Source organism: Paenibacillus sp. J31P316, from assembly GCF_056269105.1.
Genome location: NZ_JBWDNI010000002.1, coordinates 911,524 through 924,365 on the forward strand (window position 1 = coordinate 911,524; position 12,842 = coordinate 924,365).

At 52.3% G+C, this 12,842-nt stretch carries 16 protein-coding genes; 1 reads left to right on the top strand and 15 read right to left on the bottom strand.

Going from position 1 to position 12,842, the window contains the following annotated elements; all coding sequences use genetic code 11:
• Nucleotides 1-45 precede the first annotated feature (45 nt).
• From dapB to AC0YNU_RS09535, 3 genes are read right to left on the bottom strand one after another with little or no spacing between them, the layout of a single operon-like run.
• Nucleotides 46-852 (bottom strand): 4-hydroxy-tetrahydrodipicolinate reductase, encoded by an 807-nt coding sequence (gene dapB / locus AC0YNU_RS09525; RefSeq protein WP_475755603.1) that lies wholly within the window; start codon nucleotides 850-852, stop codon nucleotides 46-48.
• Between the two features lie 5 nt (nucleotides 853-857).
• Complete coding sequence (locus AC0YNU_RS09530) at nucleotides 858-1,406, bottom strand: tetratricopeptide repeat protein (protein ID WP_475755605.1); 549 nt, start codon at nucleotides 1,404-1,406, stop codon at nucleotides 858-860.
• 54 nt (nucleotides 1,407-1,460) lie between these two features.
• Nucleotides 1,461-1,796, bottom strand: coding sequence for a nucleotide pyrophosphohydrolase (locus AC0YNU_RS09535; protein ID WP_239565731.1), 336 nt, complete (start codon nucleotides 1,794-1,796; stop codon nucleotides 1,461-1,463).
• A 193-nt stretch (nucleotides 1,797-1,989) separates the two neighbouring features.
• Here AC0YNU_RS09535 and AC0YNU_RS09540 point away from each other — a divergent pair, with 193 nt between their 5' ends.
• Nucleotides 1,990-2,811: a YitT family protein gene (locus AC0YNU_RS09540; RefSeq protein ID WP_475756243.1), complete on the top strand. Its 822-nt coding sequence runs from the start codon at nucleotides 1,990-1,992 to the stop codon at nucleotides 2,809-2,811.
• Between the two features lie 60 nt (nucleotides 2,812-2,871).
• Here AC0YNU_RS09540 and AC0YNU_RS09545 read toward each other — a convergent pair whose 3' ends face one another.
• From AC0YNU_RS09545 to AC0YNU_RS09600, 12 genes are all read right to left on the bottom strand, one after another.
• A complete protein-coding gene (locus tag AC0YNU_RS09545; protein WP_475755608.1) occupies nucleotides 2,872-3,798 on the bottom strand; it encodes a sporulation protein YpjB in 927 nt (308 codons plus the stop codon).
• 42 nt (nucleotides 3,799-3,840) lie between these two features.
• Nucleotides 3,841-4,476 (bottom strand): DUF1405 domain-containing protein, encoded by a 636-nt coding sequence (locus tag AC0YNU_RS09550; protein ID WP_475755610.1) that lies wholly within the window; start codon nucleotides 4,474-4,476, stop codon nucleotides 3,841-3,843.
• A gap of 83 nt (nucleotides 4,477-4,559) precedes the next feature.
• On the bottom strand, nucleotides 4,560-5,447 hold the full coding sequence (locus AC0YNU_RS09555; protein WP_475755612.1) for a c-type cytochrome: 888 nt from the start codon (nucleotides 5,445-5,447) through the stop codon (nucleotides 4,560-4,562).
• A 22-nt stretch (nucleotides 5,448-5,469) separates the two neighbouring features.
• Entirely contained in the window at nucleotides 5,470-6,141 is a 672-nt protein-coding gene (qcrB, locus tag AC0YNU_RS09560) for a menaquinol-cytochrome c reductase cytochrome b subunit (protein WP_161696556.1), read from the bottom strand.
• A 15-nt stretch (nucleotides 6,142-6,156) separates the two neighbouring features.
• The gene (locus AC0YNU_RS09565; RefSeq protein ID WP_161696554.1) at nucleotides 6,157-6,687 is read right to left on the bottom strand and encodes a Rieske (2Fe-2S) protein; all 531 of its coding nucleotides are present in this window, start codon (nucleotides 6,685-6,687) and stop codon (nucleotides 6,157-6,159) included.
• A 255-nt stretch (nucleotides 6,688-6,942) separates the two neighbouring features.
• On the bottom strand, nucleotides 6,943-7,362 hold the full coding sequence (locus tag AC0YNU_RS09570; RefSeq protein WP_475755615.1) for a DUF2487 family protein: 420 nt from the start codon (nucleotides 7,360-7,362) through the stop codon (nucleotides 6,943-6,945).
• 188 nt (nucleotides 7,363-7,550) lie between these two features.
• Nucleotides 7,551-7,736 (bottom strand): IDEAL domain-containing protein, encoded by a 186-nt coding sequence (locus AC0YNU_RS09575; protein WP_475755617.1) that lies wholly within the window; start codon nucleotides 7,734-7,736, stop codon nucleotides 7,551-7,553.
• Between the two features lie 285 nt (nucleotides 7,737-8,021).
• Nucleotides 8,022-9,269: a hypothetical protein gene (locus tag AC0YNU_RS09580; RefSeq protein ID WP_475755619.1), complete on the bottom strand. Its 1,248-nt coding sequence runs from the start codon at nucleotides 9,267-9,269 to the stop codon at nucleotides 8,022-8,024.
• Nucleotides 9,270-9,440: 171 nt separating this feature from the next.
• A complete protein-coding gene (locus AC0YNU_RS09585) occupies nucleotides 9,441-10,028 on the bottom strand; it encodes a histidine phosphatase family protein (protein WP_475755620.1) in 588 nt (195 codons plus the stop codon).
• A gap of 77 nt (nucleotides 10,029-10,105) precedes the next feature.
• Nucleotides 10,106-10,708, bottom strand: coding sequence for an anti-sigma factor family protein (locus AC0YNU_RS09590; RefSeq protein WP_475755623.1), 603 nt, complete (start codon nucleotides 10,706-10,708; stop codon nucleotides 10,106-10,108).
• On the bottom strand, nucleotides 10,705-11,301 hold the full coding sequence (locus AC0YNU_RS09595) for an RNA polymerase sigma factor (RefSeq protein ID WP_161696541.1): 597 nt from the start codon (nucleotides 11,299-11,301) through the stop codon (nucleotides 10,705-10,707). The genes AC0YNU_RS09590 and AC0YNU_RS09595 overlap by 4 nt, the downstream gene beginning before the upstream one ends.
• 449 nt (nucleotides 11,302-11,750) lie before the next feature.
• Nucleotides 11,751-12,842, bottom strand: a complete 1,092-nt coding sequence (locus AC0YNU_RS09600) for a prephenate dehydrogenase (protein WP_475755626.1) — start codon at nucleotides 12,840-12,842, stop codon at nucleotides 11,751-11,753.

Sequence of the window (12,842 nt, forward strand, 5' to 3'; positions counted from 1 at the left end):
CTTGATCGTCCGCAAGCTCTCTCGATTGGCAGGCTGTTCGGACAGCTAGTCCATCAAATGTTCAAAACCGTAAATAAGTCCGGTATAGGTCATCACTTTCTTGCAGGCCACGCTGACGCCAGGCATATAGCCCGCGCGTTCATAGGAATCATGGCGAATTTTCAAGGTTTGTCCGTACCCGCCAAACACGACCTCCTGCTGGGCGAATACACCCGGCAGCCTTACGCTATGTATACGGAATCCGTTATAATAACCCCCGCGGGCGCCTTCGATGATCTCTTTCTCGTTCGGATTTCCCTGACGCAGCTCTTGACGGGCTTCGGAGATCAGCTCGGCTGTCTTGATCGATGTACCCGACGGCGCATCCAGCTTCTGATCGCCATGATATTCGATGATTTCCACATGCGGCATGTATTTGGCAGCCTGCGCGGCGAATTTCATCATAAGAATAGCCCCGATCGAGAAATTCGGCGCCACCAGGCATCCGATGCCTTTCTGCTTGCACAGCTCGTCCAGCTCGGACATCTGCTCCGGCGTTAAGCCGGTCGTTCCGATAATGGGACGCACGCCATAAGCAATGGAGAGGCTCGTATTGTCGTACGCGGTATGCGGAACGGTAAAGTCGACCAGCACATCCGCGTTCGCTTCCTTCAATGCGGTTTCAAGATCGGCTTGTACCGTTACGCCGCATGGCGCAAGACCGACGAGCGTTCCCGCATCGACCGGTCCTGCGGAAGGGCTGATTGCTGCAGCGAGCGCAAGGCCTTCATCTTGAAGGACCATTTTAACGACCTCTCGGCCCATACGCCCGCTGGCTCCTGTCACTGCAACTCGAATTTGTTCTCCCGCCATCGTTGTCACCTGTTCCTTTTCCGTTTACTGCGCTGGCCGTACGCGCGGAGCGCTCTGCTCTTGCGTTTCAGCTCCATATACAAGCTGCGCGCCGCGGCATGCTCAGGCTCAAGCCTGACGGCTTCCCGCGCATAGGCAGCGCCCTCATCATATCTTCGCAGCGATGCGTAGATCGTGCCCAGCAGCAGCAGTGCCTCCATGTTCAGCGGATCCATACGAGACGCCTCGATTAATATCGATAGCGCTTGATCCGTTTTGAGGGGCGACGACTGCGACAACAGCTGCTCCGCTTCGCTGACCATCGCTTTCGCTCTGACCGTTTGGAGATGATAGTCGTATTCCTCATGTCCCGAGTCCAGCAGCACGGCCTGTTCCGCATAGTGGAGCGCCTTTTGCCATTTTCCACTGCGCGCACAGGTTATCGAGCATTTATAATAGACCGCTCCATTGTCCGGTTCCAGCTCGATTGCTTCCTCGAACCGTTGGATTGCCAGTTCATAATCGCCGCTCAGGATGGCTTCGTAAGCTTTTTTGATACTGCTCTCTATTTCCATCCGCCCATCCTCCTTGTACACAGGTTGATGGTACAGCATATGTAGAAACTCGGCTTACGGTTCGACGTTTTTTCTCGTCCAACGGTTCGCATCCCGGGTATTGAATTTATTCATGACCTGATCATGCGCTTCAGTCAAGTCAATCCCCAAAGAATTGGCGAAACAAATGACGATAAACAGAATATCGCCCAATTCCATCTCGATGGAGTTATCCGCCTCGTCCGTCTTTTTCGGCTTCTCGCCGTAGTGATGATTCACTTCGCGTGCAAGTTCCCCGACCTCTTCGCTCATGCGCGCCAGCATGGAGAGCGGGCTGAAATAGCCTTCTTTGAATTGCGATATGTATGCGTCAACCTCTTTTTGTATGTCCGCGAGCGACTTTTGCGACAAGGTTCCAGCTCCTCTCTGTGCATGAGGTTTCCCTACATATGTTATATCAAACCGTATCTGAAAACAATGCTTTTGACTTTCCGGTTAAAGAGACATACTATGTTGTAGCTCTCATTTACTCCAGCTGCATACGAAAGGAGCTTATCCCGTGAAAATCATTACCCTGCAAACGCTGCGCAATTTAATTCCCGTCATGCTCGGAACCGCGATTTACGCTTTTGGCCTCCACTATTTCCTGCTCCCCAATCAATTAATGGAGGGCGGCGTCACGGGAATCGCCATTCTGCTCAATTACTCCCTTGGCTGGCCGTTGTCGATATCGACGCTCGTGCTGAACCTTCCGCTGTTCTTCATCGGATATCGCATACTCGGCAAATCCCATACGGGCTATACGGTATTCGGCGCAATATCATTGTCGGTCTTCCTCGCCTTGATGGAGAAGCTGATCGCGATCGGCTGGGTCGTACCGTTCCGAACCTCCAATGATTACATATTGGCCGTTCTCTATGCCGGGGTTACGCTGGGTATCGGACTCGGGATCGTATTTCGCTTCGGCGGCACGACCGGCGGGGTCGATATCATCGCGCGCATCGCCTCCAAGCTCAAGGGCTGGAGCATCGGACAAGTCATCCTGACGCTTGATATCGCCATCATCGGCTTGTCGCTGCTCTACATTCCGAAGGAGAAAGTACTCTATACGCTCGTTGCAGTCTTCATCGCCTCGAAGCTGATCGACTTTATCCAAGAAGGCGCGTATGCGGCGAAGGAATTCTCGATCATCACGGAATTCGGCGATGAGATGGGGCTGAAGATTACGAAGGAGATGGACCGAGGGGTAACGATCTTTCCGGCGAAAGGCGCCTTCTCAGGCAAACCCAAACAGGTTGTCTACTGCGTTGTCGCGCGTCAAGAGATCCGAATGCTGAAATTCATCGTACGCAGCATCGATCCCCGTGCATTCGTCATCATCAATGACGTGCATGAGGTGCTAGGAGAAGGCTTTAAAGAAGAATAACCGGCCCGTGGGCCGGTTATTTCTTTTCTAGCATAATTTTTCTCGTTGCCTTAATTTCTGTCATCCATTGAATTTATTCCGGGAGATCGGAATGCCTTTCTCCTGGCCGCCACGGTATTTGCGCCATCCGGCGAATCCGAGAACGCCCATCACGAACGCCGCTATGAACATCTCCGCCAGCTGCATGGTACCTTCCCGTCGTTGCCCGACCGTCATTCCAGGCGGCATCGCTTCCGCAACGGCCGCTTCCCCTTCTTCGCCCGGATCTCTGAACAATGCATTAGCCGATGCATTGACGCTCTCCAGAGCGGCATTTACGGTTTCGTGGCGCAGTTGGCCTGAGCCCGCAGCCTTCACGACTTCGCTCATGTAGGCGAGCCGATCTCTCACGGCCTCCAGCTCACCGGCATCCCGCTGCATTAACGCGGCGACTTCGAGGCGGTCAAGATGCTCGCCATATATTCCGATCGCCGCTTCAGCCGCCATTGCGCTGTCTTCGATCTGCGACTGCCAAACGGTTAGAATCCGCTGCGAATCATCTCGAAGCACGCCTTCGTACTGCAGCCATAACGGGGCTTCAGGCCGATTCACGGCATCGCTCGCAAGCTTCAGCCTGGCCGCTTCCGTATACCAAAGCGTGGTTGTCCCTTTCTCAGGCATCGCTTTCTTAGCGGCTAGCAAGCTGAGATCGAAAGCATGCCATCCCGCAGGCGTCCCCGTCCTGCGAACGGCATCGGTCGACGCCAATTCCTCTATACGCTGCAACAGCAAATAGGCTTCCTGGCGATTGGATTGATTCGCGGCTGCATACAAGGCATCCGACCAGCTGCTCAGCTGTTCCAGTGCGGCGGACTCCGTTGATTCTGCCGCTGCCCCGATTGCCGGCTTCATGATCTTAAAATTCGGCTTGTCGTTCAAGCTGCAGCTTGAAACGAGTACAAGGATTACGACGACGCAGGCCAGCGCGAAAATTGATGATGCCTTCATGCAACATCCCTCCCCTAACATCGTATGGAGGGATGTCCCAACTTAGACCTTGCGCAAGGAGATAAACAGCCAGGTCAGAAGCAGGCTAAGCACGGACAGCCCCATGGTAAAGGACTGTATCGCGGACAAATCGTTCTCGAGCACGTCCGGAAGCCAAGGAAACACGAAGTATGTATAGTCGATCGTATCGTTCACTAACAGCCAGCAAAAAGCGATGAAGGCCATGAATCGACCGAATACCATATACCGCACGAAAAGTACGGCTTCGACGGCCATGCCAAGATGGGAAACCATCAGCATATAATGCTCCCATTGCAAGTGGTCCCCCTGCGCGGCGCCGGCTGTAATCATCGTTACCGCCCAAATACCGTACTTAATTGAAGTAACGACCCCAAGCGCTTCGATAATAGAGCGGATGCCGATACCGAAAAGATTGGGCTTGACGAGGCGGGGAAACAGCAGGAACAGCAATGACAACGTAAAAAACAAACTTGCCGTCGGGCTGTCGGGCACAAAAATAACCTGCCAGGCAGATTGCGTCTCCACGGTATATTCCATCTGCGATCCATACCAGATGTAACCGTATACAGTGCCCAGCGTGTTAATGATGAACAAAAGCCAAATAATCGAACGGTTAGCTAACAAATCACGGTGCCAGGGTAAAGCGGCTGCTTTCAACGATAACCCTCCTTAGGCAGAACCCGATGTACAAAAAACCTGATCGTCTGTTGCGATCAGGTTTTTGTCGTGTGCTGCTATGCTTATTTGGCAGGAGCTTTTTGCTTCGCGAGCCAAGTCGTCAATTGATCGATTTCTTCGGCGGACAACGTATCCTTAAAGGAAGGCATATTGTCTTTGCCGTTCGTTACGATATCGACAAGCTCTTCTTTGCTGAATTTGTCCCCAATGCCGTGGAACGACGGAATGCCTGCTGCCTCGTTGCCTTTGAGATCAGTGCCGTGACATTGAACGCACTTTGCTTTCTCGATAACAGCCGTAGCAGTTGGATCCTTCGCTTCAACAAGCGGAATTTCCGGTGGTGGCGATCCGGCAGGCAAGCCGGCTTTCGCTGCCTCTTCTGCTGCTTCGCGCGCTTTCTCTTCCCGGGTAATATGCTCCGGAACCGAGTTCGTGATTTCCAGCTCGTGCTCGTAATGATCCCACGACTGCTTCGTCAGGTAAAACACGGAGATCAGCGACATGAACATCAGGAGCGTAGCGATCGGACGTCTGTAGAAACGACGTTCTTTGCCCGTATCCAAGAAAGGGGCAAGCAGGAGCGCGCCGAACGCAACGCCTGGGATGCCGACCGTACCGAGTACGACGTAATCCTTGGACACGTATTGCAGTTTAAGGAATTGATACAGGAACAGGAAGTACCAGTCCGGCATCGGAATAAATGACGCATTCGTAGGGTCGGCCGGATACCCGAGCGGAGCCGCTTCGGAAATCGTCAGTACGAGGAACCCGACGAGAACGACGACGCCAACCATCCATTCTTTAAGCAGGAAGTTCGGAATGAATGCTTCCGATTTGCCTGGATATGCAGAATAGTCTGGTGGGGTCACAGGACCTGTAGACGCTTTTTTACGAACCCGGGAGTCACCGACGAATACGACTTTCTCGTTCGTTTTGTGGCCGTGTGCCATTCGCAAAATGCCTCCTTTCCGCTTATAGTGGGCCCGAAATACCTTGTTTCCGGATCATAAAGAAGTGAGCCGCCAGCAGCGCAAGAAGCGCGCCCGGGAGGAAGAAGACGTGAATTGCGAAGAAACGAGTCAACGTCTCCGCGCCTACGATCTCGCCGCCTTGCATCAATTCTTTGATGTATGTACCGATATACGGCACTGATTCAGCGATTTGAATACCGACCTTCGTCGCGAAGTAGGCTTTGTTATCCCACGGAAGCAGGTAGCCCGTGAAGCCGAGACCCAGCATGATGAAGAAGATCAGCATGCCGACAACCCAGTTCATTTCGCGAGGCGCCTTGTAGGAACCCGTGAAGAAAACGCGAAGGGTGTGAAGAAACATCATCACGATAACGAGACTCGCGCCCCAGTGATGCATGCCGCGGACGATGCCGCCGAACGCGACTTTATGCTGAAGAAAGTCAACGCTTTTGTAGGCATTGATGATATCCGGCACAAAGTACATCGTCAGGAACATACCCGACAGGATTTGAATAACTGTGATGAAAAACGTCAATCCGCCGAAGCAGTACACGAATGCGGAGAAGTGATGAGCAGGGTTAACGTGCTCAGGCACCTCGTGATCCGCCACGTCCCTCCACATCGGCGTAATGTCAAGACGTTCGTCAATCCAGTTGTATACACCTTTAAACATCTGATCTACGCCTCCTTATACCCGTGTGTTTGCTTTAATCGGACCGAGGTATACCCAATTATTCTCGATCTTCAAGTCATACTCGTCCAATGGTTTAGGTGCCACGACCAAGTTCTTGCCGTCCTTGGTGTAATGTGCGCCGTGACATGGGCAAACGTATTCCTCGTTTTTCTCCGTGTTCCAGCCGATCGTACAGCCGAGATGTTTGCAAACCGGAGAGAGCGCAAACGCTTTACCCTGGTCGTCCTTGGAGATCCAAGCCGTCAATTCAGGGTCGCTCACGTACCACCCATCCACCTGGTGGATTTTGAATTTGAATTCTTGCGGTTCATTGGTAAGTTTCGATTCCTCGACGACTTTAATCCATGTCCCGGCTGCTTTTTTCTGCAAAATCGGATCAACCGCGAACCGAATCATCGGAAGTGACATGCCCGCTGCCATGAAAGCGCCAGCGCCTCCGAGCGTATACGACAAAAATTGACGCCGGGACATACCGTTCCGTTTCACAGGACCGTGCGTGTTTTCGTGTTGTTCATGGTTACTCATCTTCTGTTCTACCCCCTTTGCTGAGCCATATCTTGTGTTCTGCCGGAGAAGGCAAAACATACGATGAACTAGGACATTACTTATAATAGCCTAGGTGATTTGGAGCGTCAAGAATATGGCAATCAATTTGCTCGACTGTTCAAAATGGGAGATCACATTTGTTATCATTTTGTCACAATTGACCTTGCCTGGGATTTGTTTTTCCCCATCCGCTGTCACCTTATGCAAATCCATGCCAGCTCATTAAGGTGACTGTCACGCTCGGCCGAGCCAAAGCTTGCGCACGGCTTCATTTACGGTTCCCGCTTCGGGCAGCTGGTTGTCCGCATCCGGGCAAACGACAAGATCCGCTCCTGTCTCCTCGGAGGTCGGCAGCGGAACCGCTGAAGCGAGGAATATGTACTTAAACCCCGTCGACCTGAGATTACGGCTCAATTGCTGCACCTGCTGGGCGAATGCATCCGACCATTCTCCGTACTGCAGGGCTGGATAAGTAACGACGCGTCCTTTGAAAGGCACCTCGATCGTAGCCAGAACATCACGCAGCCGCTCCAGCTGTCGTGTCGCTTCATGCGGCATTTCCGCTCCCGTTAATCCCGTCACGGGGAGAATCGCCGTATCGAGATAAGGCTGAAGCTCGGCCCATTGCTCCGCGCTAAGTTCGCTGAATTTCATTCTTCTCTCTTCTCCTCCAACCATTAGCATGTGTATATGTACCCGAATCCATTCTATTAATATACCACAATCGCTGACGCTTATTGAATGAAAAATCGACACACAAAAAGACCAAGACGATCGGGAATGAATCCCGTCGTCCTGGCAGCTGAATCGTCTGTCAGTATGTCGTGCTGCAGTAGCTGCGGTCACGAAACGTGCAGCGACTTCAATTCGTCGGTTAAGCGTTGAAATGTATCCTTGTCGCCTGTGGCCAGCGCCATATCGATCGCGGCGTACAGCTTATCCGTCCGAAACTTTAATACGGCTTCATCAAGCAGCATCTCCGCGGCAAGTCCGAGCATCACTTCATAAGATACTTTCATTTTATCCATAGGATACACCTCCAACTGAGCGTTTCAGAGATCCTATATTCCTTTCCTTACGCCACTTGCTTCCTGATCGTCTTCGTTTCTCCATGCCAATCGTCTTATGTCCATGTCGACGACTCCCGCTGGCGAATAAGTGAAAGCATATAGGTGGGATCTAGGTACGTGTTCTGTTCAACCCGAGATGGAGTGAACTGGTTCTACTAAATTATATTCATCCGTTTACAAGAAGCGCAGTACGTTGGCCCGCATCGAGCGCTGAATGTGCGCTTGCCCAAGCTTGCAGCGCGATCAGCTGTTCAGCACGATCGCTTCGTCGTCCAAGCTGAGCCCGGCTACGATCGTTCGGCCGAGCGGCGTCATCCGGATCACTTGACCATGCTCGGCATGCTCCCCGATTCGAAGCATTCCCAGATGCATCATCATACCGATCAGGCGCTGCTCGAGTATCGTCTCCGATTGGTCGTAGAAGAATGGCTTTACGTAAGGGGTAAGCGTCCCCATGACTGTTTCCGCCTTGACCCATTTAGTCCCCAGCTTATCGATCCAATACACCAGCGAGCGAATATTCGGAATCGGCCCTTTGTAGAGACGAAGCCAAAATTGATACAGCTTGTCCGGCGCCTCCGCCGTTCTTAGCGCTTGACGCTCTTTGCCCGAGGCGGTCAATTCAAGAAGCTCGTTATGCTCGACGATCCAGCCTTTGTAATAACAATAGTCGTACAAGAGAGAGAGTCGGTTCGGGTAGTCCTTGATCTTCCGGCCATAACCGAATCGCCATTCCCCTTTGCCTGGGAGCGGTTCCTTGACGCCGAACATCTCGAGTAACTGAACGACGCTTCGCTTATACATCGTTCCTTCCGAAGTCAACGGCACTTCGTTCAGATGAAGATACGTTAACAGGTGGCCGATATCTTCGCCGATCAACATCTGCTCGTCCCGATAAGCGAAAGGCTCCTCGTCGGTATAGACCACCGCCGCTGCCAATCTGCGCTCCATCGACTGCTTGAACCGTTCCTTCAGATCGCTCGGCACTTGAAACAGATAGCGTTCGGGTCCCGCATAGCCGTTGAACAGCCAGCCGTATTGCTTGAATCGCGAAATCGTTTCCCTCGGGCCGCTTTCGGGTTCCGGTCGTTCTTTAGCCGCCTTCGATTTAGATACCCGTTTGGGGGCTTGCGACTTGGTTCCTGTTTTCCTTGCCGGAGGTACCGTGCCGGAATTGGCGTCCGCTTGGGACTCCGCTGCGACATTTTGCTGGCCTCCGGAACTTCCGAACCTGCTCTGCTGAACCCGCGCAATCAGTTCTTCGAGACTGAACGCATCTCTGGCGTCAAATAACAGCGAGTTCATGAAGCGCAAATCCTCGAGCTTCAGCGCGCCGATCTGCGCTTCGAATACTTCTTTGCGGTTCACCGTCGATAAAATCGACTGGATGAGCTCGTTCTTCGAATTCCCATTGCATTCGCATTGATAGGTTGTCGCAATGCGGCTCAGCTGACCAATGTCCGCATAGCTGAGCATGTCCGCTAGTTTCATACGCCGCCTCCGTTCCCGATCCCTCTTGAAGGTTTACTATCATTATGGGAACTTTGGCGATTTTTATAACCCTTGCTATGAGAAAACTTCAATCATTATGCATTCGGAAGAACGAGAAAAGCCGTCATCCTTGCATGAGTGCAAGGATGACGGCTGATTTCGCAAGGCGTATCAATTCTGAAGCTGTTCCAAATGAAGCGTGCAATTATGCAGCAGAGGATACCAGCCGCTCCCTTGACGCTCCATGATCGAGAAGGAAAGATTGCGAATCGGTTTGTCGCTCAATTCGGCACACATGGCTTGCAGCAGCTGCGCGAGCAGGCTGCCGTGCGTAACCACCAGCAGATTGCGGTCCGGCTCCGATGCGGCGGCTTCTTCGACGAACGAGAGCGCCCGCGTTCGAACCTGCACGTCATTCTCTTGCCCGTTGTCGCGTTTCTTCCACTCCGGTCCCCAGCGCGCAAGCCGTTCCTGCTCCGTCGTACCTTCCACTTCGCCGTAGAATCGTTCGCGCAGCCGCGTATCCGGCTGCAACAGCGGAATGCCGAGCGTATCGGCAATCAGATCGGCGGTTTGCTTCGCACGCTGCAGGTCGCTGGATATGACTGCATCCCATGTGAGCGGCTCCCGAACTAATCGATGAGCGAGCGCCTGCGCCTGCCTGATGCCTTCCGGGTTTAAGGGAATGTCGGTTTGACCTTGAATTTTGCCAAGCTCGTTCCATTCCGTCTGCCCATGGCGAATGAGTCCGATCCGCAATCCAACAACCTTCTTTCCATGAAAAATCTCCAGCAAAGCAGCTGGAGTCGTTCGTTCAGCCTTCTATTATGTATGTGTCAATTACGCGTTCGTGAGAACCAATTCAGAATAAGCAATGTCATAATGATTCCGAGCAGCGATAACGCAACATAGTATTGCGGTATCGTAGGTACCATATTCAGAACGATCGGATCGCTTATGCTGGCTACGGGAACATCCGCATAGAAAGAAGCGGGGATAATGCCGTTATCGCTTGCCGCGTCTGCGGTTTCGATCAATCCGGTCAGCTTGGCTACATCCGTCGTAGATGCACCATGATTGCCGGTAACGACGTAAAACAAACCTACCACGAACATCGCCAAGCAGCAAGCGATAATCGCCGTCACGTTCCGTCGGAAAGTCCTGGAGAATTGATAGCTTCGGTTTGGAACTGGCATAAACCAAGATTGTTCGGCATAGATCCGGTCCATCACGCCGTGGTTCACATGGTCGATGGGGCCGATTTCATCGGTATCCTCGGAGAAAGAACGAATAAGCTGCTCGCTCTCTTCCCAAATTTGAAACTCCTCCCTGCAAGTCTCGCAGGTACGGAGATGTTCATCCACAAGTTTACGTTCGCTGTCATCTTCGGCTAAATCCCAATAAACACCGAACGATTGCTGCACGTCCTGGCAGTTCATCGCATTTTCATCCCCTCGTACTCTTCCAGCATAGGCGATTCGCCGAAATACGGTTCAAGCTGAACCTTCACGCTGCTGCGCGCACGAAACAATAGCGATTTCACGGAGCTTACGGTTTGACCGAGAATATTGGCGATTTCTTGATAATCCAACTGGTCGTACTCACGTAAAATTAGTGCGGACCGCTGTTTCTCCGGAAGGCTGTTGATCGCTTCCCGAACCATGGACATTCGTTCGTTCTGCAACAGCCGCTGTTCGGGCACGGCCTCAGGCGGGGCGATCGGGACGAAACCGACTTCGTCAAACGAAACGTTGCCTGCCTTCTGCTTGCGCAGCTCGCTAAGTACCGTATTTCTTGCTATGGTGTACAGCCATGTTGAGAAGGAAGCATCGACTTCCCTGAAAGAGTGAAGGCTGCGATACGCTTTGTAAAAGGTTTCCGAGCATAAATCCTCTGCCAGCAGCTCGAGCTTGGCGCTCTTCAGCATGTGGAAGATAAAGGCTAGGATTTTACGTTGGTAACGCCGCATCAACTCCGAATACAGCTGTATGTTTCCATCCTTGATTTCGCGTATAAGCTGGGAATCCGTCATCGCGGGCTACCCTCCTTGGCCTTAGGAGTGCTCACGGGTCGGTTAAATATTGTACCGACTCGAGAGAGAAAAGTTGCGCGATCATCAAAAATAATGTATTCCTCGCTTCGTTCTATATGAATTCGAGATATACTATCAAATTCCTTCTTCATTCGACAGATAGCGATTGCCCACATTTTTACATAATCTACATCGATTGTAACACGGGCAGTTTCTACCTGGGGTAAATATTTCACAAAGATCCAAACCTTTGCCGGTGTCTCCGAATGTTCGGACGTAAGAAACTGCCGGAATGTTTCAATAGACAAAAAAAAAAGACCGCCTATAAAGGCGGCCCCGCAAAAGCTGCGATGGATTTGGATAGGAGTGGAGAGAAACCATACTGTACTTTTATTATATGTATACGTTTTCATTTTGTCAATAAGCGTTTTCAAAATGATAACGCGAATTTAAAAATGAACGGCGTATCCGATTTCTCCCAGCCGGTCGACCGCTCGGTCCAAATCGTCCTGTTTCCTGAAGCTCAGGCGCAGCACGCCGGGCACGTCTTCCCTGCTCTCGATGATTTGAACGTTGCTCAGGTTAATGGCGCTGTTGCCAAGCTCCGTCGCGACTTTACCGATGATGCCCGGATGATCGGGTACGTCGATATAGCATTCATAGATGGAATGAATCATTCCCTTGCGGCGTTCAGGCAGTAGGCTGCGGAAATGTCCGGCTTCCCTGAAGGCTGATTCAACCGCGTCGCCGTTCTCTTCTTCAAGCATGCCGATAAACGATGCCATGCCCGACTGCCATTCTTTCAGTAACCTCAGCAGCACGTCCCGATTGTTGACGAGAATATCGCGCCATACGACCGGATCGCTGGATGCGATGCGGGTAATATCCCGGAATCCGCCTGCGGCCAGCTGGCTGTAGAGTGGATTGCCTTCATTATAGCCACAAGCAAGATTAACGAGTGCAACCGCGATGATGTGAGGCAGATGACTGATCGCCCCGACGATCTCATCATGCTCCTCGGGCTGAACATGGACGATATTTGCTTTTGTATAGGTGAGCAGCGAGGTCAGCTTATCGACGTAATGCTGCGGCGTGGACGCTTCAGGCGTCAGCACGTAGAAGGCATTCTCGAACAGGTATAACGATGCTGCTTCCACGCCGGAACGCTCGGAGCCCGCCATAGGATGGCCGCCGATGAATACCGCCTCGCCCAGATGGGCTTGTCTTGCGCAGGCCGCCACGGAAGCTTTGGTGCTGCCGACGTCCGTAATGATACAGCCCGGCTTCAGCGAAAGCTGGCCGAGGTCATGCACGTACTGCTCCAGCGAACCGACAGGTACGCATAAGAAAATAAAATCCGCGCCTTCCGCAGCCTCGCGAAGAGACGTCGTCGCATGATCGACGACGCCCCGTTCGAGGTATTTGGCAGCGGATGATTCGCGAACGGAATGACCGACGACGGTAATGCCGGGCTTGCCCTTGAAGCAAAGCGCCAGCGAGCCGCCGATCAAGCCGACGCCGAATATCGCTATTTTAGTCAT